The sequence below is a fragment of the Clostridium sp. AF50-3 genome, from assembly GCF_003477445.1.
Lineage (GTDB): Bacteria > Bacillota > Clostridia > Lachnospirales > Lachnospiraceae > Otoolea > Otoolea fessa.
In genome coordinates this window covers 66,868-88,060 of the sequence record NZ_QUDH01000012.1, presented here as the reverse complement: position 1 = coordinate 88,060, position 21,193 = coordinate 66,868, and the positions used below count along the sequence as shown (strand labels likewise).

The window sequence follows — 21,193 nt, the reverse complement described above, 5'->3', positions numbered from 1 at the left end:
TTCTGCTATCAGGCGGACCTATGATTGTTGTGCCAAAGAGTGAATTGCGGGAAGGCAAGGCCGTCAGGGAACTCCGCAATATCTCCGTTGCGACCGCACAAGCGAATGCGGACAAAAATGGGTGGCAGGCGGAAGTGGCAGAGATGATCCACAGCCTGGAGCCGTTTGACGAAGCAAGCGCGAAGATCCGGGAAAAACTTGAAAAGCCGGAGTGGCCGTTTACCCTGGCTGTGATCAAGCAAGGCAAGGAGCGCCGGCTGGTGCTCCATTCCGAGGAATGTCAGGATGATAAGGCATCCATCGTTCTGCAGGCGGACCGCCTGCGCCCATGCGTAGGAAATCTGCCACTTTTACGGTCTGTTCTTATGGAAGCAGCAGAGCGGCTGGCAGACCGGGTCCATGAGATCAAAAAACGCCGGAGCCAGGGATTACGGGAATCCTTCTTAAAGTCCCAGAAATCCATTCTCCGAAAAGAGATCGCAAAATGCACTCTTTCGGAATTAAAGGAACTATCCAAGGGGTATGAGGGCATGCAGGTCAAAGTTACCCGCGCATCCGGGGATGTGACCGCTGTGGTATCCTATCAGGGCATGGACTTCCAGTACCGGGTCTTTTCGGAGACCGGGATGCCGGAGGTAACTGTTTACCAGGATTTAAAGGATGTCAAGTGTATTGCCACAAAGCTTACTACCATCAAAAACCCGGCCGCCCTGGACGATCCCTTTACGGCCAATACGGAAAAGCATCTGTTAAAGGAACTTTCCGGGCGACAACAAGCACTTTCGGACGCCTTAAAAGCAGTGGCGTTTACCATAACGCCAGAACCAGAAAACGACGATGCGAAATTATTACGAGAGCGGGAAAAAGAGTACCGGACATGGCTGATCCCGTGGATCGACGGCAATCCCTGTTTTAAAAGTAAAGAAGTCCGGTGCACCTTCCGGTTTTCGGACGGATACCCGGTCATGGAAAACGCGACAGGATCTATCGCGTTTCAGACATCCGGCGCGAAGCTTACCGACAGCGATGGATACCGGCACTTTAAGGAATGCCAAAAGAGCAAGCTTCAGGACCGGTGCCGCAATTACGCACGCGAAGTATTCGCGGCCTATGACAGCGTGGAATGTGAAAAGGGCTGTGCCGGCATCCTATACGGGGATACCACGCTGACCATCAAAAAAGGACGGGTTACATTATGGGGATACCAGTTTAAGACACCTCCCTTCCAGGTTTCCGTCCCGGCATGGAAGAAAAACCTGGAAAAACACATAAAAGCGATCGATGCGGAATTAAACCGTCTGGCAGAAGAGGAGGAAAGAAAATTCCGGACCCGGTATCAGATCTTTTTTGATTCCCTACTGGCCCGTGACATCCTGGAATTTATCATTGCCAATGAGCACTACATCACGGCCAACGCAGTCGCACAGGCCATGCGTGGCACCGCCATTGCTTTGGATACGGCGATCAAAAAGACGGATGGTTGTGGCCGGTACCGGCTGGTCAATGCCGACGAGATCAAGGGCATGGTTAAGATCTTAACGCGCCTTACCTTCCTCCAGCCGATGAGCTTAAAGGGAACGTACGGGACCTTTGAGATCTTAAAGGTTTCTGCGGTACTGTCCACGGACCTTGCCCGGCTGCGGGAGACCACAAAAGCGGCGGATGCCGCGTGGTCTGGCAAAGAGGAAGAAATCCGGAAAAAGATTCGGGAAAACAAAGAAATGACAGACCCGGAAGCGGAATGGTATTTGATCAATGTCATCTTAAGAGCAGACACATCCGACGTGCCGGCCTTTACAGACTTAACGTCCATTCTTTCTAACGCAGTCGTGACCGCAAGACACGAGGAAGAGATCCGCGACTGTGCGAAACGGATGCCGGACATCGTCAGACAGTTTGTCAAGATCCGGCGCTCACAATCAGAAGATATAACAGAAAAGAAGCGACTCAAATTGTTATTAGCATAAGAAAAAACAAAAAATAAGAAAAGAAGCAAGAAAGGGCATTCCCGGAAATCCGGGAGTGCTCTTTTTTTGATGCGCCAGGAAAAATCGCAAAATGCGACATACTGAATGAGAAGCTTCTGCTATATGACAGGGAAAGAGGGGTGCTGTTATGCCAACGATCAAAGAGCCATACGGGTGAGCCGGATGCCGGTGCGGACTGCATATCCGGCTGCATGCGCCTGCAGATGGCGGCAGGAAAACCGCCGTTACAAAAATAAGGAGGATAAGAAATGTTCCGAACAAAACAGAAATTCCGGCGCTTTTTGGCCTGGATCCTTTCCGTCGTGATGATCCTGATGAACCTTTCATTGGAATCCATCGCGGAAGAACCGGTCTACCAGAACTACCTGAATGGCTGGAAGGTTGACGTCGCCTGGAATACACTTTCCAAAGACTACACATGGAACGCCACGTCCGATGAGATGAGGCAGCCCAAAATCGTGGTAACCTACCGGATGGATCATGCTGCAAAGGATTATCCGGCCGGGAGCCTTTCCTTCGTGATCCCGGGAATCGGCGGCGTGAAACGCTCCGGCACCGTCAAGGCAGATAAGCTGGCGGCGGACCAGGGCGATTCCGAATGGAACTATGACTGGGATCCGATGAGTGATACCTACCGTTTTACCAACAAATTTGCCGTATCATCCGGACAGTCCGTGTCCGGCGGTTTTGAGCTTTTATGGACCCTGGAAGCAAGAGACTGTGAGAACGGGTACGCCATGGAGTCATCCCCGTACTTTTCCGTTGCGGATGCGGGAGGCATCCAGATGGAACCGTTATCCTTTGCTTTCACGTCCACGCCGGACCGTTACCGGATCAACATGACCCGGCAGACCATCAGCGGCTCGGCGTATGAAAAAGAAAATAAGGACTACATCTGGTACGACTGTTCCGTATCGTTTGATAACGACTGGTTAGCAAGAGGGATTTATAAATCTACCCTGGCCATGACGGTATCCGGAGCCGGTACGTCTGGTGATGATGTGATCGTCAAGGAAGGAACCCGGTATAAGGAAATCCCGGTATCCGTATCCGGAGATGACCTGACCTTCGACCTTTTTACGGAACGGTACGGAAATCTGGTGGAGTTGACTTCATCCGGAAACCGGCACACCTACACGGTCTCCTACCGGATCGGATTTAAAAAAGAAACTCTGGAAGGCAATGAGGTGACCCTTCATGCCCATCTGGACCGGTTATATGAGGATGATGAGAACTGGACGGTGGACGCGGGAGAAAATGAATGCGTCGATGCGGACGATACCTTTACCCTGCACGGCTACAGCTTCAGTCATGCCGGTTATGTCTACAACCAGTGGTCTGTTAACTATCAGCATGAGATCTACGAATGGACGAATCGGCATGACGCTCCGGTAAAGGAAACCGACCGCATGAACGCGACCGGCCTTTATAGCGGCGCGGTCATTCCATTCGTCCTGTCCGGCACTTCCGACCGGAGTTATTCGTCCGGACGGAGTGCCCGCGCACCAAGACGTGGACGTATGGCTGTTGCAAGCGCATCGGAGGCGCAGATAGCCGTTGCGTCAGAAACTGGAGAGGACCGTTTAGGGGAAAATGATGACCCTGACCCGGAAGACGAAAAGGAGTCATCCTCTACGGAACAGGATGATACATTCTGGAAACCGTGGTACCGGAAACTGATGGGAAAGAAACCGGAAACGGATCCGGAAGAACTTCCGGAAAACTGGAATGACCTCTCCTGGTATGAGCATGATCTGGTTTCCGAAAATGCGGATTTTTCTGACGCCGTCACATTCGGCGAGAAGTATCCGGAAGAGGCGGACGTCATCACGGCGACGGATTCCGATGCGGAGGAAGAGGAGGACTACCTGCCGGATATCACCTTAAGCCAGGCGGACACTTCCCTCTGGAGCAAGGTTATGGGCCTTTTTGCCATCAAGAGCTTTGCGGCGGAAACGGATGCTGCAGAAGACGTTACCGTGTCTGATGACAGCGTGGGAAAGGCAACCGTCTCCAATGCGCCGCGCAAAGCAGCGGCACAGACAGATGAGGATATCAAGGAGACTACGGTCACCGGAAGCGGCATTTCCGAAAGTCAGCGTTATGGCTTAGCCCTTGGCGATGACAAGATCGCTGTCTATTTAAAGAACGGTACCATGCGGGCCCTGGAAGACCACGAATATGACATGGCTTTTGTGCGGGTTTTACCAAATGGCGGCGAGACCGTATACGACTACGAAGTATACGGAGCTGAAAGCCAGGATGAAGCACCGGATCAGTATAAGCTTATTGCGACCGGAACGACGGATGCCGGCACGGTCCATCAGCTTCCGGACGGTGTCAAGGCAGTCTACGTCCTTGTTAAGGACATCGACGGCTCCTACTCGTTCCAGCTCCAGACCGGCGTGCGCCTGCATTTAAACTGGCAAGAAGAGCAGGCAAAAGAGGAATCCGAGCGTGTGGACCATTCTGCAAGATTGGTGAACTTCACTTACATGCGGTCCCTGTACCGGGATGGTAACGGGGTCTTAAAAAATGACTGTGCTAAGACGGTCGATGACTATGGCGGCACTTATGGAAAAATCCTGGCAGACCGTGACCTGGATGTATTCGGGGAAGGGATGTTGCGTGATTATTCCAATGTCTGGCTGAGAGACCCGGTAACAGCACTGGAAACCGGGGTAACAGCCGATGAATTCGCCGGAGGCGGAAGAGACGGGTTTGAGAGCGTCATCCATGCATCCGGCACCTTAAAATCCGATGAGAGCGGTACCTTAAAGAAGTTCTCACTTTATGCGGTACTCCCGGAAGGCCTGACAGCAGACCCGGATGAGGATGAGGTTACCGTGACCGGAAGCGGCACTGCATACACCGGAGGGGAGACGGATGATTTTGCATCCCATGTTTCCATCCGGCAGACGGAGTGGAACGGGAAGACCACGATCGTGGCGGATTTTGATTTCTCGGATGCCCCGCTCGCATCAGAGCAGCTTACTTCCGTATCCATGGCATTCCCGGTAAGCCTCACTTACGCGGATTTTCTATCCCTTGGAAACAGCTATATGCCGGAATCGGCCCTGATCGCGCACGATGAAGGCCTCGCAAAGATCAGTGGAAGCTCTGTCCGTACGGATCACTATGACCTGGACGAGGATGGGGATACCGAAGAAAAGCATGCCTACTACGCCACACGCGTGACCATCAAGGAAGACGCGACTGAGTGGAGGGAATACGTATCCAAATATGTCAAGAGTGGTTATTCCACCGGTTTCGTGACCGATACCGTGGCAAGGCTCTATAATGACGCGGAAGATGCAGTCAAACAGGAAAAGTCCGATTACTCCTACCGCTTGGACTTCGGCCTTGGTTCTTCCAACGCAAAGAATATCGTATTCTTTGACCGGATCGAGCAGGGTGCAAAGATCGCGCAGACAGGGGAAAATAAGGACAGCTACCAGACCATCGCCAGCGGCTGGCAGGGCACCTTCCGGAGTGTGGATACCGCGCAGGCAGAAAAGATGGGGCTGGTCCCGACCGTATATTATTCTACGGACAAAAATCAGGAATTTGATTTAGGTGCTTCCGGCTGGAGTACAGACGCACCGGTGGATCTTTCGACCGTAAAGAGCATCGCTGTCGTTCTGGACACTTCCAATATGGCGGACGGACTGATGAAGACCAGGCAGATGGCATACGTGCTCATCAACATGCGCGCGCCGAAAGACCGGAACCTCATCGAAAAACGTGCCGTTAACCAGTACACGGTGCAGTACGACGCGTACGGACTGACCGGGCAGTATGAGACAACCTATACCTTAAGCTCTGCGCAAACGCAGGTAAAGCTCCTGGACAACATCGGAAAACTGGTCCTCCAGAAGGTGGACGGGGATAATCTCACGAAGACCGATGAGGACGGAACCGAGCATTTCGCTGCCCTAACCGGCGCGAAGTTCCAGGTTTACGGACCGGATGGTGCCGCACTGTTTGACGATGGAGAAAAGGATTTAAACTCCATGGGCCGCATTGTGATGAACAACGTGCGCGCGGGGACATACGCATGGGAAGAGGTACAGGCACCGGCCGGATATCAGAAGATCACCGGAAAGCATACCTTTACCGTGACCGACATCCCACAGACGATCGAGATCAAAAACAGCCGGATCCCGGGAAACGTGACATTGACCAAGTTGGACGCGGACGATGAGACCCGCGGACCGATCGCCGGGGCAGTATACCAGCTTTACCAGGCAGACGGTACCCAGGTATTCCTTACCGGTTCGGATGGAAGCTATGCCTACAGCACCTCCGGACAGGAATCTTCCTGTATCACAGGCACAGACGGAACCCTGACCGTAAACGGACTCCCATGGGGAAGCTATTACCTGAAAGAGACCGAGGCACCGACAGGCTACGAAATGGATGAAGCCCCGGTATCCTTTGAGATCGGAAAGGCCCAGTATGACGCGGAAACTGATACGATCCATACAGCTGTTACCGCAAAAGACGCAGAAAAGGCCGCATCCATCCGTCTGACCAAGTATGACGCAGTCAGCGGCAAGACGCTTAAAAATGCCTACTACGACGTGGCAGTAAGAAAAGCGGACGGCAGTTACCGGAAGTTATACGAATATTTAAAGACCAACGCGGCCGGAGAACTGACGGTAGAAACTTAAAGTTTGGCCATTACCGTTTCACCGAGGTTGTGCCTCCGGCTGGATACACCCTGGCGGCAGAACCGGTGGAAACGGACCTGGATGCGACCACCGCAGATACCGTAGTAAAGATCAGCCAGACCGATGACAGAAAAACCGGCTCCGCGAAACTGATCAAGCTGTCTTCGGACGGCATGCCGCTTTCTAACGCAGAATTTGCTCTCTATCAGAAGGCAGAAGATACAGGGCTGACGGGAAACGCAACCGCAGACACCCTGATACAGGATGGGTTGGTAACCGGGGCGGACGGAGCCACGGCTATCGTCGATCAGCTGACCTGGGGTGATTATTATTTCCTGGAGACGAAAGCCCCGCAGGGTTATCAGAAATCAGATGCGCAGTTATCTTTTACGGTGGATGCCTCCAATGCAGACACGGTCCAGACCGTGCGGGTCGCAGATGAAAAGATTTTAGGCTCCGCGACTTTAACCAAGATGGATGAAGCCACAAAGACGAAGAAGTTAAAAGATGCGCAGTTTAATCTGTATAAAAACGACGGAAGCCTGGTAAAAGAAGGACTTACCACGGACGGAGACGGTGCCATCACGGTAACGGGTCTGGAGTGGGGCAGCTACTACTTCGAAGAAACCAAGGCACCAGCCGGATACGGAATCAGCCGGGACAAGGTCCGTTTCTCAGTCAATGAAGCAAACTGTACGACCACGCAGGCGCTGACCTGCTATGATCCGGCGGAACAGGTGCAGATCACGATCCGGAAGGAGATCAATGAATGGTATGAGCCGTTTGGAAACGCGACATTCCTTTTTGAGATCGCTGGCACGGATGTAAACGGCACTGCCCATACCTGGAATAAGAGCATCACACTGGTAAAAGGCGCCACCACTGGAAACGTCATTCTTTCCGGGATTCCAGCCGGAACTTATACAATCCGGGAACGGGATACGGAACGTTATAAACTGGATGGCATTACCGCAGGAGCAAACGTAACGGTAGCCGGTGATACGGCAACCGCAGTCCTCACATCCGAAAAGGAGGCGGAAGTAACGTTTGCTAACAGCATTTCACAGTACGAGAAGTTCAGTCATACCGGCAATACCACAAACGTAGTAAATGCAAAGACGAAGCTGACCGGACTGCAGGTGGCTTATAAAGGACCTGCCATGATCGAGTCCGAGACCGAAAACAGTTACAAATTCACTGCAGATGACGTGGAAGCAATAGCATTTTATGATGACGGAAGCAGTAAGACCATTCGCTTTTCAGATCTGGAGCTGGACCCAGCCACGGTGACCGGAAACAACAACTCTTCGGGTGCCGGTTATACCGTAAACGTTTCCTATACGGAAAATGGCATGACAGTATCCGGAAGCTTCAGCGTGGAAGTAAACTTACAGATCCCGCCGCAGCCGTTTACGGTAACCTATAACGCAAATGGGGGATATTTTGGCGAAGATACCTCCAGTGCGTTAAACCAGGTGATTTACGCGCAGAGTGATAAGGCGCATATCACCAAGACAGTAAAAACGGATAATGTCGACGCAGACGGCGTGCAGACTTCCGGATCGTACGGGAATAACGTGACGAAAAATCAGGTTGCCACGATCCCGGGAGCAGAGAGCCTGAAAGTGACTATCACGTACCAGACAGAAAGCCCCAACTACGACTGGGTATGCTTATACGAAGGCTCGGATATCACACCGACTCAAAGCAACTATAGCCAGTCTAAAAGTGGAAAACTGGGTGGGACGACAACGACCACAAAAGAATTTACCATCCAGGGAGATACGGTGCAGATCTTTTTCCGGTCGGATAACAGCGGATGCAATTATTATGGATTCTACGCTGTCGTAGAAGGAGAAGGAATCGGCAATGCTATCGTGACAGGCGAAGAAAAGAAACCGAGCCATGTAACCAAGAAATTCGCGGGATGGTATACGGATGCGGCGTGCAGTGACGGACAAGAATTCGTACTGGAAGATTGTTCGGAAGATATAACCGTATACGCAAAGTGGGAAGCTCTGACAGCGACTCTGCTGACATCCAGCAGAAACACAGGTCTCGGCAAAAAGATGGCTGATATTGCCATTGCGACAGAAGAAATTACAGCATTCCAAAGATCTTTAGTGATGCCGGACGAAGATGTCATGGCAGATGAAGCGCATCTTATATCTACGGAAGACTCTGAAGCTCCAATTTATTTATGGAGAGACGGAACGGCGCTAAAGTGGTGGTCAAAAGCAGAAAAAGTCTATGCTCAAAATTTAATACAGTTATTTTGTAGCTCGTCTAGTGGCGGAATGAACATGACAACTGGCAAATATTCATCGACTCCAAAATATGCATATCCAAATTTAAGGGATATAAGTGGATTGTCTGAATGGGATGTTGAGCACACGGAATATATAGATAATATGTTCGATTGCTGCAGCAGTATTAACGATATCACACCGATAAAAGATTGGAATTTCAAAACATTGCGAACTATGTCAGGTGCGTTTCATCAATGTGAGTCATTAACGGACATAAATGCTCTTAAAAATTGGAATACTGAAAATGTATCTACCATGCCATATTTATTTGCCGCTTGTTCTAATCTCTCTGATGTAAGCGGATTAGCAACATGGAATACTAATAAATTAATTCAAACGTCATCTATGTTTATGGGGTGTACTGCGTTAGAAGATATCGCATCATTATCGAACTGGCAGACTAATAAGATCAATGATATGAATCAAATGTTTGCTTCTTGTGCCCTTCTTACAGACCTGGAACCGCTTGCTGATTGGAACGTGGAAAATGTTCAAGTAATGTCGTTTATGTTTTATGGATGTGGAGCACTTGCAGATTTAACTCCACTCGCAAATTGGCAAACTGGGAACGTTACCCATATGAATGACATGTTCTGTAGATGTAGCCAGCTTGCCGATCTGACCCCAATTGCAAATTGGAACACAGATAATGTCACTTATATGAGTGAGATGTTCTATGGATGCAGTCAGCTTACCAACCTGGCATCTCTAGCAAACTGGAATACAAACAATGTTGTTAAGATGTATTCTATGTTCTCTCAATGTAGTCAGCTTACCGACCTGGCGCCTCTGGCAAACTGGAATACAGGCAATGTTGTTCAGATGGGTTCTATGTTCTCGGGTTGCAGTCAGCTTACCGACCTGGCGCCTCTGGCAAACTGGAATACAAATAGTGTTACCGATATGAGTTATATGTTCCGTGGATGCAGCCAGCTTACCAACCTAGCATCTCTAGCAAACTGGAATACAAATAGTGTTACAACTATGAGTTCGATGTTCTATGGATGCAGCCAGCTTGCAGACTTGACAGGACTTGCAACATGGAATACAGGTAATGTTACCAACATGAGATATATGTTCCACGGATGCAGCCAGCTTGCAGACTTGACAGGACTTGCAACATGGAATACAGGTAATGTTACCAATATGAGCTTTATGTTCGATTGCTGCGGCCAGCTTACCAACCTGGCGTCTCTGGCAAACTGGAATACAAATAGTGTTACCGATATGAGTTATATGTTCTTTAAATGCAGCAAGTTTGCAGACTTGACAGGGCTTGCAACATGGAATACAGGTAATGTTACCAATATGAGTGCTATGCTCTCTCAATGTAGCAAGCTCGCAGACTTGACAGGGCTTGCAACATGGAATGTAGAAAATGTCACTAACATGTCTGGTATGTTTGAGAATTGTACAAGCATTACTGATTTGACACCTATCAAAGATTGGAATACGAGTAGTGTTACTAACATGCGTTACGTGTTCAATCAATGCGAGAATTTGGTAAATGCGTCTGCTATTAATGATTGGAAAATAGCAAATGTTACAGATTTTTATCATATGTTTGATAAGAGCCCATCCCACCCGACGTTCACCAAACGTGCCGGCACATGGGACAGCTATGGAACCTTTACTCCAACTTCATAACACAATCGATTTTGCAGAGAGGACTGGCACCCGTCAGCCCTCTCTTTTTCTGCCAAATTGACAAACTGCCTTCATCTCAGCTTTTCTTCCATGCCAATTCAGGCAACATTCCGTTCCCGGAACGCCTCTTCCTACTTTCTACCATTTTTTCATCACCCGCATCCGCATACTGAAGACGTACATATCAAACAAGGAAAAGAGAAAGGAGAAAATGATATGGAAGTAAACGATTTCACGAAACAATTGGAACAGGTGGACTGGCATGAGGAAACAGGCTGGAGACATCCGGCCGTACTGATTCCTGCCTTGGAAACCATCTCAAACAGCTTCAGCTTCCGCCCAAAGGAACTGGTGGAGACTGTGAATGCGAACCCGAATGCCGCATATAACTTTGCGATCTTATCCTGCGCATGCGCCATCTCCATGGCGTATACGTATCTTTGCGATGAAAAGCGTGGCGGACACTGGGATGAGAGAAACCTCGCCTCCCAGCGATATTTTTATGAGCATTTCGATGCCTTAAAAGAAGCATTCGACAAGCTGGCAGGTTCTCCAATGCCGTTTAGAGAGGAACCAAGGTTCCAGTATTTCCAGGATGACTGCAGACTGCCAAGAAAAGAAAGGCTCTATCAGGAGTTATGCGCGTTTAACTGCGTGCACCACACCTTGCAGCAGAGTCTGGCCGGTGCGTTCGTGCTTACGATCGCTACGGCAGCACCGGAAAGCGGTATACAGGCAGACCAGGGCTTCCCGTTTATTTAGGAGGAGTTTATGAGCAAAGGAGAGAAAGAAAGCAAAGCGAAAGATATCCGACTCAAGAAAAAGCTGTTAACAGATTTCGGTTTTCGTATCACGAAAGAGATCGAAGATAATCTGGAACAGGCGGGATCGGACATTGAACGCGAAAATTATGTTCTGAGCCTGATCCACGGTTTTTTTGACCGCAGGGAGGAAGCAGACAGGCATACGTAAGGAGGAACCGGCATGGAGAAACAAAGATACCAGGTTTTCCGTACCCTTGTGTACCATTACGGGGACGGCGTAGTCACCGAATCCAGGAAAAGCCTGGGATATACCTGGGCGGTTTCTGAAAAGAGCGCGATCCGAAATATGCGTTACCGCGAGCGGCATAAGCCCATCAGGGAAAGCCTGTATGGACCCGCAGTCAGCGAACGGTATATAGCGGTGATCGACTAAAAAACGGTCCGGCTCATGCTGGAAGCAGACGAATGCAAGGGGCGCCTCTTTGGAACGCCCCTGACTTTAAAAGGAGGCCATTATGGCAAAAGCGAAAACAGGAACATTCAAGGAACAGCGTGCGGACCAGATCAAAACCGATCTTTCCCGATTGCAGGACGTTCTTCCCCGTCTTGGTGAACCGTCCTACCGGTTTGATGTCGGGGAGAGGATCCGGTACGGGAGCATGGAAGAAAGCATTGTGGAAGAAGTTTTATCGGATGGGAAGATCTACGTGATCCGGTGTACCAAGCAGAAAACCGGGACAGAAACGGGCGAGACCGTATGTTATGCGGTTCCGTGGACGCAGATCCGCCCGCTGACAGAAGTCGTCACCGCACTGGAGCGAAACCGCGATATCAGGCTGTCTTTCAGCCCGTATACCATAGAAGGAGTCCTGACCAGGTATTACCATTTCGGTGTGGATATGGACCCATATTATCAGCGAGGGTATGTCTGGGAGCAGGAGGATAAGGAACTTCTGATCGACAGCATCTTTTCCAACATCCGGATCGGAGAGCTGGTTTTTGCTAAACGGGATTACGAAGTATGCCAGTCATCCGGATCCCTTTACGAGATCCTGGACGGCAAGCAGCGCCTGGATGCGCTCCGCGGTTATTACGAGAACCGGTACCCGTACCATGGCTATTATTTTAATGACCTTGGCGCCCGTGACCGGCATGTATTCTTAGAACGTACCATTCCGGTTGCGGACCTGATCCGCCCGGATGAGGAAACGATCCTGCGGTGCTTCCTGATGTTGAACCGTACAGGAAAACGCATGGACGCAGCGCATTTAAGTTCCGTGGAGGCAATGCTTCAAAAGCTTCAGGAAAAAAAGAAAAAGAAGGAGAAACAGGCATGAAAAAATATACGAAACAGTGGCTGCTCATTCTGGCATTCACATTAACCTGCGTCGGATTATCCGGATGCGCGTTATTCAAGGAGAAAAAGAATGAGCTGGACGGGACCATCACAGGAAACACCTATCAGGCAGCATTTTATTCCAACGACGGAGATAAGTTTATGACGATGAGCGGGCAGAAGATCAACCTGAAGTCGAATATCGTGGATGAATACACGTATACATCGGGTGGCTGGGGTTATGTCCAGACGTTGTCCAGCGTCGTGACCGTCATTATTGACGGCCGGGAAGTGGAAAGCTGCGGAAGCACCATGATCTTTGCGGAAGACGGACTGGAACCGGAGGTGGATTTTAAGGCTCCGGAGACGATCACCAGTACGGCATCCGGGATCGCGGATAACACCGCGGTCGCCGGGATCGTAAACCGGTACCGGAACCTGTTCGGGAAATCCCGGGTTGTGGTCATCCAGTCCCAGCTTGGCGACCCGATCTGTGCATATTCCGGGGATGAGGTGTACTGGAAGGTTTGCGATGACCTCCCGAAGACAACCAAACTCATGGTTGACGGGAAAGCCCTGTATATCCATCGGGCCAATTTCCAGATCATCGATAAGGCACTGTTGCAGTAAGAAAAACAAACGAACAAAGGAGAAAAACATATTATGAGAATTGATCTTGATTATATCAAAAAATGGATGAAGATTTCCGATGAGGAATTAATGGAGCGCCTGGTCAAAGACGCGGTCGGACTGCAGGAAGAAGCGAGGGAACGGGAGCATCAGGCAATCGTTAAAGAACGTATGCAGGATAAAACCTACAATACCGCATTCATGCGGGAGTTCTTTGCGAGCTACAACTATCTGCATGACTACTTCTCGGACAAAGAGATCCTGATTGCGTGCAAACACCATGCGGCAAAATCCGATATGGCAAAAGAAATTGCAGTTCGCGGACACCGGGATGAAACATCTTTAGGCATTCGTTTTGTGAAGCATACACGCACGGAATTTACAGAAAATAGGAGCGGCTGGTCACGTACCGTGATGGATAATGGAACCATCGTCCTGATGACAAGTCCGTATCAGTCCAGATTTGCCGGAAAAGTCATCGAGGAGCTGCTGCTGCAGAAATTACCGTATTTAAAGGATTTCGCGGTCAGCATCTACGGGATTTACGACAAAGAGCAGGATCTCATTTTCATCAAAAATCCGGAAAAGGCAGAGCATAACTGTGACGTCAGCCTGTACATTTCTGCCGGTGACCTGCTGTCGCGGAAAACCGGAACGGAGTTACTGAAGAGGCACAAAGACTACTGGCATGACTATGGCAACGGGAAATACGATGATGCCACAGAAAAATTCCTGGCTGGTCCATTTGTACAGAGTTTCTTAGCAGCTACGCAGGAATTTGCAGACAAGGAGGAAAACTAAATGGGAACCGAGCATATCACATACAGACATTTTGGATCCGAAACCTTTCATCCGGAATATTTTGGAAAGATCGTAAATGATCCGAGCCGCAGCAAGCCATATGGCGGGTTGTGGGCATCACGCGTGGATGCAAGCCACGGATGGGAAGAGTTCTGCAGATGTGCGCACTACCAGACAAAATCCCTCCGGAAGCATTTTGATTTTACGCTCCTGCCGGATGCGAGTGTATACACAATCCACTCGATGAAAGACCTTACCGCTCTCCCGATGCGCGAGAATCCGAACCCAGCGGTATACGGAATGTACCTGCCGGACTTCGAAAAATGTGTCCGGCTCGGGATTGATGCTGTGGAACTGGCATGGTACGGGGACGAGTTCAGACAGGCCGGCAGCGGTCCTGTCGGAAATGCGCTCCGGTCATGGGATTGTGACTCCATCGTTATCTTAAATCCGGACATCATCCTGACGGAGGAAGTCACCAAACAGCGAAAAGAACGCTGTTTGGATTGCGCATACCTGGTAGAAGATGAGAACGGTAACTGGGTCTGCGATGACTGCGGCAAAAACGTGGAAATGATCCCAGATCATGCGTGCAGTGCGGAACAGAACTGGTAAGGAGCAAAAAAGGACAAAAGAAGAGGAGAGAAAAAGATGGCAAGTATTAACGGATTAACAGTCAAAAAATTAAAATATTTTGAAGGAAAGGAAGGAGCCGCGGCGCAGGGTGATCTGTACCTCGGAAACAAAAAGATCGCATTCTGGAGCCAGGATGCCAATGGTTGTGTCGAGGATAACCTTGATATGGAGCCAGGATACAGCGAGCAGAAACTCCGTCAGGCGATCATTGCAGCACATCCGGAAAAACACGAAGAAAAAATCGCGCAGAATGGAGAACCGTATACGCTTGATTACGAGCTGGAATCCCTGATGACGGATCTGCTTTCCCTGATGGTAACAGAAAAAGCCTGGGAGCAGGCGGTCAAAGCTGGATATGTCGGACTGTTTGAAATCGCGGACGGATTCCACTGCAAAACGTGGTACCTTTCCAAGTGGTTGTACGAAAGCGGAGCCCGTACAGTGGAAGCTGTTAAGGCAGAAATTCCAAAACCGCAGCTGGACCAGGCACTGGATTCCATGTTTAAAAATGAAAGACTGAAGGAATCTGTATTCTGGTCAAAAGAGGATTTTGTGATCGGCACCTCACTGGAATTGGGCAGCGTCATGAGAGATGCCGCAAAGAAAGGAGAATGCTGATGGAAAGCAAGAAGAAAGAGGAAATTTTAGCCAGATTGAGCGAGCTGGAAACCGAATATCAGATGCGGATCCTGTCAGCCGTGGAATATGGAAGTCATGCATATGGCTATGCATCCGAAGACAGCGATCACGATATCCGGCTGATCTACGTATATCCGATGGAACGGTACTTAAGTCTCTCATCGCCGAAAGATTCCATTGATGTGATGGAGGGCGATCTTGACATCAGCGGATGGGAATTAAAGCGCACCTTATCACATGTTGCAAAGTCCAATGCCACGTTCTGGGAATGGATACAGTCGCCTGTGATCCTGGACCGTCTCGGATTTATGGAACAGTTAAAAAACGCCGCACGTCCGTACTTTGCGGAAAAACCAATCCTTTATGCGAAGATGGGGACGCTCCAATCGTTCCGGAAGGAAATAAGATCCGGAAGGAAACAGACAAAGAACTGCCTCGGTATCATGCGGACCGCCATGCAGGCTATTTATACGATGCAGTACCATGCGGCACCACCGGTCGATATCGTGACATTAATCAATCAGACTGTGCTGCCAGGCACGCAGGACGCAGAAGAGTGCAGGAAGCTGCTGGAGCTGTGCAAAAGTGGCCATAAGGATGCACCATATACGTTGACCTGCGAGCTGGCTTCCAGTATCGATGAACGGATCCGGCTGTGGTTGAACAACCATCCGGAACAGGAGAAGCGAGATTTAAAAACACTGGATGAATTCTTCCGGTCCGTAGTTTTACGATAATCGTCTTAAACGCTCGGAAGAACGGACGAATCAGAAAGCATAAGCAATCACATACAAAGGAAAGTTTCGTCAAGAGACTTTCCTTTTTTTGAAATGGGGGGGAGTAGACAATCTTGTGTATGGTGTGCTATTATGGTGGCGCAGGTATACCCGCGAACATTCGTTCTTGCCCGACCAGACCGTACACCGATCCGGGAAACGGGCAAGAACTGATCGAGGGCTATGCCCAGCCGGCTGTCCCGTACGGAAAGCTGCTGTACATTGAACTTTTACCAAAAAGTGTTATCCGCAAAAAATATTTTTCCCAACGTGCGACATACTGTTTGTACAACAATGATTCGAAAGGAGGCGGATATCGTCATGGGAACTATAATCTGGAAAAATGTGATCATGCTTATAACAGTCATGGTAATCGGCATTATTTTGGTGTTGCTTGGGATTCGGAAGAAGAAATCTGTGTATTTTGCGGCATTCTTTTTCCCAGGATTATTTCTTCTGATATGCTCTGTGTTATTTGTATTTGCTGAGCCATATCAGATAAGGAAAACGATGCGGACAGACTGCCACATCCTAAAATTAGATACGCAGTATATCGTTAGCATTGACGGGAAAGATATGGAAGATATTCCGGTGAAGGAAGATGTAAGCAGAGAAGATTACGCATTAGAAATAACAGAAAATTATAATCTTGCGGGAATGCTCCTGAAAACCGAATATTTATTATACGTTCCAGTAACTACAACGGTTATACAATAAGCTAACCCCACCTGACTATGTCAGATGGGGGTCTTTTTGTGTGCAATGGTATTGCGACTCTTGCCTGATTTTGGTGAACGACTCGGTCATTGAATGGCCGAGGATTCCCGCTTGGTTATCCTAAATGAGCAATGCCCATTTTTTGTGTCTTTCACTTTAAAACGCTAAAGCGTCAAAAATTAATTCAGCAGATCCAGGTCTTTCACGCTCTTTTTCTTCTTTTCTTCAATATCCGTATAGAACTTTGCAGTGACATTGATGTTTTTATGGCCGAGAACGCTGCCGACCAGGTAAATATCATTAGTTTTCGCATACAGGGCCGTACCGTAACTGCTCCTTAATTTATGCGGGGTAATGCGCTTATCCGGAGTAACGACAGACGCGTACTTTTTGACCAGATATTCCACACCGCGCACGGAGATTCTGCGCTGTTCCCTTGATAAGAACAGGGCACTCTCATGCCCGGACGCGGCCTGCTGCCCGGTGCGTTCCTCAAGGTACACCCGAAGGTTTTTCTTAACCTCGTCATTATAATAGACCGTTGCTTCCCTGCCACCTTTTCTTTGGATGTGGGCGGCATTTTTCGTCAGGTCGATATCCTCAAGGTCGAGGCCGACGCACTCCGACACACGGATTCCGGTCCCGAGCATTAAGGATAACATCGCTTTATCTCGCACCTGGAACCGCCCATGGTACGCGATTTCCTTCCCGCAAAGCCCAGTGCCATTTTCCAGCTCTGTTAAGAATTCCCGCATCTCATCCTGATCCATCCGGATAATCTCTTTTTCCCGGAGCTTTGGCATTCTGGTCGCATCCGTTGGGTTTACAGGAATCGCTTTAGCTTCGCAGAAGTACGAAAGGAAACTTTTTAAAGAGGAAAATCTGCGTCGGATCCCCTGAGTCCGGTTACGGGGTCCGTCATTCGGGGATGCGCCATTCCCTTCCAGATATTCCAGGTAACATTCCACATCCTGCTTGGTAATGGCTGACAGGCATTCCGGCCTTTCAGCCTCGCATATGGCGCGCAGGGACGCATCCGGACTGTTTCTTAAGAATGTAAAAAACATGGATAGGTCATACGCGTATGCCACGCGGGTCATCGAGGTCGTGGCGGGACGGATGCCTCGGAAATAATCCTTGCAGTAGGGTGGGAGAGCAGCTAACAGGTGTGCCAGCTTTTCCTCGTTTTTCTCATCACGTCCGGCAAAATACCGGGAGTGGCTCATAAGCCATACCTCCTTTTCTTTCCCTTAAGATCCATGACATCTGTTACCGGGCCGCCTGATGGTTCCCGTGCTGCTTGATATAGTCCAGCTCCGCGGAAAGTCGCATGGACTCCTGCCTTAATGCCATCATTTCTTTCTGCAGTTCCTTTTCCTTTGCTGCCACGGCGCGCTCCTTTTCCAACTGAGCCTGAAGGGCTGCCCGTTCCATCTCATTCTTCTTATCAGCTTCCATGGATTTTAACAAACTGTCCGCCGCTGCTTTTTCTCCCTCTGCTTTTGCCAGGGCCTTTTTCAGACGCTCAGACTCATTCGTGAGCCTTAAAACGTCTGCTGCCTGCTCTTTGAGAGTAACGTCCGACTTATTCTTTTCCTTACGCAGGGAAGTAATTTCCTCATTCAGTCGTTCTACCTGGGATATGGCGGCACTCGTCCTTGCAGCCAGACCTTCCTTTTCACTGCGCAGGGCAGAAAGCTCCGCCTGAAGCTGTTTCTGGTCCTCCACCTGAGTCCTCATCTGTTCCACCTGTTCCTTTAAGATCTGCATGGACTGATTCTGTTCCGCAAGCGCCCGGTCTGAGTAAAGGAGCCGGTCTTTATATTCTTCATTTCTCTTTTCAGCTTCCGTCTGATCAGCCTGGCTTTTCAGCAATGATGCGCGTAACTCCTCATTCTGCCTATTTAAGTCTGCAATCGTGCGGGCATTCTGCTTTAATTCCCCGTCAAACCGTTCCCTTGCACGTGTTTCCGCTCGGTCGCATAATTCCAAGCTCTTTAAGTAAGAGGAGAGCAGTGCCTTCGTGTGCTGCTCAAAATCCTCAATTTCCACTGCGCGTCCTGCACATACCGTCTTTGCGCTGTTTAATTCTAATACCTGCATGACATGGTCGAAGCCCTGCGCCTGATTCATGCCGTTTAACGTGCAAAATTCCCGGAATGCGTTCGCTGTGTCCGGATCGACGCGGAAATTGACCTGTTTTAACTCTTTTTCGGGTTTTTGTTCTGTATTTGCCATGGGGGTGCCCTCCTTTTTTTATATTATAGCATAAGCCGGGTTTGGAGTCAAATGTAAGAAAAATATATTCTATACAATGCTATACAATGATTGTCTATACATAGAACGCTGAGAGCGATTTTTAGAGGCCAGAATGGGCTCATGGACGTTGTGAACACCAGAAATCGCTCAGGAAAATTATCAGAAAATAAGAGGGTAGCGAGACACAATAGCAAAAATTAAGTGGATTCCGGGCAAAAACTGGGTGTTTTGTTTCGTAAAATAGTTATTTTACGAAACAAATCTAAAACGGAAAAAGCCCTGAAAAAACGGGGGTATAATTGACTGTCATTGCACAAAAAATCAATGTATAGTCTGTATTACATATTTAATATCAGAATACTCATTTTTAAACTCATTTATAGTTCCTTGTAAACGTACAATAACATATATCAATAATTCAATATGGCATTACGGATATGTAAATATTTGAAAAATAAGCATTTGAGATACATTGTGTGCGACAATGCGAATTCGGAGCCGCTTAGCGCCGTTTTCGCATAGAATTAGCCTGTCTTATCCGCATACTGTCATTGAACCTATATATAAGGTATTGAGAAAGGAGAAAAAAATGAAGGAATATACATTTATCTGCCCGCATTGCGGAAAAGCTGTTGAGGTTGATGAGAACGGATATGCAGCAATCATTAAGCAGATCCGTGATGACGCGTTCCAGGCGGATCTGGAAGAGCAGAAACGCGTCATGGAAACAGAACGTGAAAAAGCTGTGGAGCTTGCAAAAGCACAGGCCGCCATGGAATTCCGTGAAAAGGAGCATGAACTGGATTCCCAGATGCAGAACCTGCGCAGCGATCTGAAAGCAGCAAAGGAAAATGCAGAAACTGCCGCGAAGCTTTCTGCCAATGAAGCGGAGCAGAAATACGGTGCCATTCTCTCAGAGAAAGAACTGGAAATTACAAAACTGCATGAACAGGTCCGCTCCGCAAAAACAGACACGGAGCTGGCAGTTGCCAAAGCCGAGGCCGAAGCGAATGAACGCTTCGCAAAACAGCAGGAAGTGGTTGCCAATCTGAAGGCCAAAAATGAAATAGCCGAAGCACAGGCAAAACTGCATGAGCAGGAGCTTGTGGCACGCTATGAAGGACAGCTGAAAGATAAGGACGCGCTTGTGGAATATTACCGTGATTTAAAGGCCCGTCAGTCCACTAAGATGATCGGAGAGACTTTGGAGCAGCACTGTGAGGCAGCGTTTAATCAGGTGCGCGCCATCGGATTCCAGAATGCATACTTCGAGAAAGACAACGAAGTCTCTGCCAGTGGTAGTAAGGGAGATTTTATTTTCCGTGACTATGATGAAAACGGAATGGAATACGTTTCATCATGATGGAGATGAAGAATGAAAACGAGACCACAGCCAGCAAGCATAAAAACACAGATTTCCTCAAGGAACTGGATAAGGACCGCCGGGAAAAAGGCTGCGAATATGCCGTCCTGGTAACTATGCTGGAAGCGGACAATGAATTCTACAACAACGGAATCGTGGATATGAGCCATGTATATCCGAAGATGTATGTAATCCGTCCTCAGTTCTTGATTCCGTTCATTACTATCATCCGTAATGCGGCACGAAGCTCCATCGCCTATAAGCGGGAACTTGAGGAGCAGAAAGCGCAGAATATTGATGTGACAAACTTCGAAGCCAAACTTCTGGATTTCAAGGACAAGTTCGGTCGTAACTATACACTTGCCAGCGATCGTTTTTCTAAGGCAATCGATGAAATCGACAAAACGATCGATCATTTGCAGAAAGTAAAGGATAATCTGTTGTCCTCAGAGAACAATCTGCGGCTTGCAAATAATAAGCTGGATGATCTGACAATTAAACGTCTGACGCGTGGAAACAAGACAATGCAGCAGATGTTTGCAGACACACAGGCCCAGGCTGTGCTTCCGGAATCGGAGAAAGAATAGAAATTTTACCCATCCAGAACGGGATCGTCATTTGACGGTCCTGTTTTTTGCTTTACCAGCATGGCACA

General features: G+C 48.9%; 17 protein-coding genes. 15 read left to right on the top strand and 2 right to left on the bottom strand.

The window, feature by feature from the left end; genetic code table 11:
- The first annotated feature begins 20 nt into the window (after positions 1-20).
- The 13 genes from DW085_RS13375 to DW085_RS13315 all read left to right on the top strand — a co-directional run bounded on the left by DW085_RS13375 (position 21) and on the right by DW085_RS13315 (position 16,916).
- Positions 21-1,967, top strand: a complete 1,947-nt coding sequence (locus tag DW085_RS13375) for a hypothetical protein (RefSeq protein ID WP_118493149.1) — start codon at positions 21-23, stop codon at positions 1,965-1,967.
- 269 nt (positions 1,968-2,236) lie between these two features.
- Positions 2,237-6,661: a SpaA isopeptide-forming pilin-related protein gene (locus DW085_RS13370; RefSeq protein WP_118493147.1), complete on the top strand. Its 4,425-nt coding sequence runs from the start codon at positions 2,237-2,239 to the stop codon at positions 6,659-6,661.
- 65 nt (positions 6,662-6,726) lie between these two features.
- The gene (locus DW085_RS13365) at positions 6,727-10,617 is read left to right on the top strand and encodes a BspA family leucine-rich repeat surface protein (RefSeq protein ID WP_118493145.1); all 3,891 of its coding nucleotides are present in this window, start codon (positions 6,727-6,729) and stop codon (positions 10,615-10,617) included.
- Between the two features lie 216 nt (positions 10,618-10,833).
- Complete coding sequence (locus DW085_RS13360) at positions 10,834-11,379, top strand: hypothetical protein (RefSeq protein WP_118493143.1); 546 nt, start codon at positions 10,834-10,836, stop codon at positions 11,377-11,379.
- 9 nt (positions 11,380-11,388) lie between these two features.
- Complete coding sequence (locus DW085_RS13355; RefSeq protein WP_118493141.1) at positions 11,389-11,589, top strand: hypothetical protein; 201 nt, start codon at positions 11,389-11,391, stop codon at positions 11,587-11,589.
- A 12-nt stretch (positions 11,590-11,601) separates the two neighbouring features.
- A complete protein-coding gene (locus DW085_RS13350; protein WP_118493139.1) occupies positions 11,602-11,814 on the top strand; it encodes a hypothetical protein in 213 nt (70 codons plus the stop codon).
- 82 nt (positions 11,815-11,896) lie between these two features.
- Complete coding sequence (locus DW085_RS13345; protein WP_118493137.1) at positions 11,897-12,718, top strand: DUF262 domain-containing protein; 822 nt, start codon at positions 11,897-11,899, stop codon at positions 12,716-12,718.
- Positions 12,715-13,347, top strand: a complete 633-nt coding sequence (locus DW085_RS13340) for a DUF5052 family protein (protein WP_118493135.1) — start codon at positions 12,715-12,717, stop codon at positions 13,345-13,347. The genes DW085_RS13345 and DW085_RS13340 overlap by 4 nt, the downstream gene beginning before the upstream one ends.
- 33 nt (positions 13,348-13,380) lie before the next feature.
- A complete protein-coding gene (locus tag DW085_RS13335; RefSeq protein ID WP_118493133.1) occupies positions 13,381-14,148 on the top strand; it encodes a hypothetical protein in 768 nt (255 codons plus the stop codon).
- On the top strand, positions 14,149-14,763 hold the full coding sequence (locus DW085_RS13330; protein WP_118493131.1) for a hypothetical protein: 615 nt from the start codon (positions 14,149-14,151) through the stop codon (positions 14,761-14,763).
- A 36-nt stretch (positions 14,764-14,799) separates the two neighbouring features.
- Positions 14,800-15,402, top strand: coding sequence for a hypothetical protein (locus DW085_RS13325; protein WP_118493129.1), 603 nt, complete (start codon positions 14,800-14,802; stop codon positions 15,400-15,402).
- A complete protein-coding gene (locus tag DW085_RS13320) occupies positions 15,402-16,160 on the top strand; it encodes a nucleotidyltransferase domain-containing protein (protein WP_182430881.1) in 759 nt (252 codons plus the stop codon). Before DW085_RS13325 ends, DW085_RS13320 begins: the two co-directional genes overlap by 1 nt.
- 360 nt (positions 16,161-16,520) lie before the next feature.
- The gene (locus DW085_RS13315; RefSeq protein WP_118493125.1) at positions 16,521-16,916 is read left to right on the top strand and encodes a hypothetical protein; all 396 of its coding nucleotides are present in this window, start codon (positions 16,521-16,523) and stop codon (positions 16,914-16,916) included.
- A 179-nt stretch (positions 16,917-17,095) separates the two neighbouring features.
- Here DW085_RS13315 and DW085_RS13310 read toward each other — a convergent pair whose 3' ends face one another.
- Positions 17,096-18,142 carry a tyrosine-type recombinase/integrase gene (locus DW085_RS13310; protein ID WP_118493123.1) on the bottom strand — a complete coding sequence of 349 codons (1,047 nt, stop codon included), beginning with the start codon at positions 18,140-18,142 and terminating at the stop codon, positions 17,096-17,098.
- A 43-nt stretch (positions 18,143-18,185) separates the two neighbouring features.
- A complete protein-coding gene (locus tag DW085_RS13305; protein WP_118493121.1) occupies positions 18,186-19,154 on the bottom strand; it encodes a hypothetical protein in 969 nt (322 codons plus the stop codon).
- 610 nt (positions 19,155-19,764) lie between these two features.
- Here DW085_RS13305 and DW085_RS20640 point away from each other — a divergent pair.
- Both DW085_RS20640 and DW085_RS20635 read left to right on the top strand, forming a co-directional pair.
- Positions 19,765-20,538: a DUF2130 domain-containing protein gene (locus DW085_RS20640; RefSeq protein ID WP_347475093.1), complete on the top strand. Its 774-nt coding sequence runs from the start codon at positions 19,765-19,767 to the stop codon at positions 20,536-20,538.
- Positions 20,535-21,125 (top strand): DUF2130 domain-containing protein, encoded by a 591-nt coding sequence (locus DW085_RS20635; RefSeq protein WP_347475092.1) that lies wholly within the window; start codon positions 20,535-20,537, stop codon positions 21,123-21,125. The genes DW085_RS20640 and DW085_RS20635 overlap by 4 nt, the downstream gene beginning before the upstream one ends.
- Positions 21,126-21,193: the final 68 nt, after the last annotated feature.

What these genes read in the sequence shown, in the direction of transcription:
- DW085_RS13340 (WP_118493135.1), top strand. Translation starts at nt 12,715, where the DNA reads ATGAAAAAATATACGAAACAGTGGCTGCTCATTCTGGCATTCACATTA.
- DW085_RS13335 (WP_118493133.1), top strand. Translation starts at nt 13,381, where the DNA reads ATGAGAATTGATCTTGATTATATCAAAAAATGGATGAAGATTTCCGAT.
- DW085_RS13375 (WP_118493149.1), top strand. Translation starts at nt 21, where the DNA reads ATGATTGTTGTGCCAAAGAGTGAATTGCGGGAAGGCAAGGCCGTCAGG.
- DW085_RS13315 (WP_118493125.1), top strand. Translation starts at nt 16,521, where the DNA reads ATGGGAACTATAATCTGGAAAAATGTGATCATGCTTATAACAGTCATG.
- DW085_RS13325 (WP_118493129.1), top strand. Translation starts at nt 14,800, where the DNA reads ATGGCAAGTATTAACGGATTAACAGTCAAAAAATTAAAATATTTTGAA.
- DW085_RS13320 (WP_182430881.1), top strand. Translation starts at nt 15,402, where the DNA reads ATGGAAAGCAAGAAGAAAGAGGAAATTTTAGCCAGATTGAGCGAGCTG.
- DW085_RS20635 (WP_347475092.1), top strand. Translation starts at nt 20,535, where the DNA reads ATGATGGAGATGAAGAATGAAAACGAGACCACAGCCAGCAAGCATAAA.
- DW085_RS13350 (WP_118493139.1), top strand. Translation starts at nt 11,602, where the DNA reads ATGGAGAAACAAAGATACCAGGTTTTCCGTACCCTTGTGTACCATTAC.
- DW085_RS13345 (WP_118493137.1), top strand. Translation starts at nt 11,897, where the DNA reads ATGGCAAAAGCGAAAACAGGAACATTCAAGGAACAGCGTGCGGACCAG.
- DW085_RS13355 (WP_118493141.1), top strand. Translation starts at nt 11,389, where the DNA reads ATGAGCAAAGGAGAGAAAGAAAGCAAAGCGAAAGATATCCGACTCAAG.
- DW085_RS13370 (WP_118493147.1), top strand. Translation starts at nt 2,237, where the DNA reads ATGTTCCGAACAAAACAGAAATTCCGGCGCTTTTTGGCCTGGATCCTT.
- DW085_RS13310 (WP_118493123.1), bottom strand. Translation starts at nt 18,142, where the DNA reads ATGAGCCACTCCCGGTATTTTGCCGGACGTGATGAGAAAAACGAGGAA.
- DW085_RS13330 (WP_118493131.1), top strand. Translation starts at nt 14,149, where the DNA reads ATGGGAACCGAGCATATCACATACAGACATTTTGGATCCGAAACCTTT.
- DW085_RS13305 (WP_118493121.1), bottom strand. Translation starts at nt 19,154, where the DNA reads ATGGCAAATACAGAACAAAAACCCGAAAAAGAGTTAAAACAGGTCAAT.
- DW085_RS20640 (WP_347475093.1), top strand. Translation starts at nt 19,765, where the DNA reads ATGAAGGAATATACATTTATCTGCCCGCATTGCGGAAAAGCTGTTGAG.
- DW085_RS13360 (WP_118493143.1), top strand. Translation starts at nt 10,834, where the DNA reads ATGGAAGTAAACGATTTCACGAAACAATTGGAACAGGTGGACTGGCAT.